Raw genomic sequence first — 595 nt, 5'->3', positions numbered from 1 at the left:
AACTGGGCATTCAAGAATGCCGCTTGTTCGTCGGTCGGATAAATGCGTACTTTCGTTGCTCTTCTCAAAGTCACCGCTCGCTACTAGGATACCCATACAGTATGACTTTTAACGGAGTATTGCAAGTGAGTGTGCATCATGATGATTTGACTAGGTATCTGCGGAGGCGTCACTCCGTCAGCAAGCTAGTTGTGCATTTAATCTTCACCACGAAGTACCGCCGCAAACTGCTTGATGGCACCATGATCGAGCAGATGCGCGGCGCATTTTTATCTGCGGCAGAGAAGTTGGAGATCGACATTCTGGAGATGGATGGCGAAGCCGATCACGTTCATCTGCTCGTAGCCTATCCACCGAAGTTGGCCGTCAGTGTGTTGGTCAATAATTTGAAGTCGATCAGTAGCCGCCAGATCCGCATATTGAATACGCACCTACGAAAGCAAAGTAATAGCGGGCTCCTGTGGTCGCGCTCTTACTTTGCTTGCAGTGCTGGCGGGGCCACTATCGAAACGCTCAAGGCGTATGTGGCCTCGCAGAACACACCAGATTAGCTCCCCTTATATCCCCGCCCGATTGGGCGAGGGTTTACGGGGCA

The 595-nt window shown here is 51.4% G+C and carries 1 protein-coding gene; it reads left to right on the top strand.

Annotation, left to right across the window (positions count from 1 at the left end; all coding sequences use genetic code 11):
- Positions 1-125: 125 nt before the first annotated feature.
- On the top strand, positions 126-551 hold the full coding sequence (gene tnpA, locus OKC30_RS21325) for an IS200/IS605-like element ISAeme8 family transposase (protein WP_041205574.1): 426 nt from the start codon (positions 126-128) through the stop codon (positions 549-551).
- Positions 552-595: the final 44 nt, after the last annotated feature.

It is taken from the genome of Aeromonas sp. QDB18, from assembly GCF_027705325.1.
Lineage (GTDB): Bacteria > Pseudomonadota > Gammaproteobacteria > Enterobacterales > Aeromonadaceae > Aeromonas > Aeromonas caviae.
This window is presented reverse-complemented; position numbering and strand designations above follow the sequence as displayed.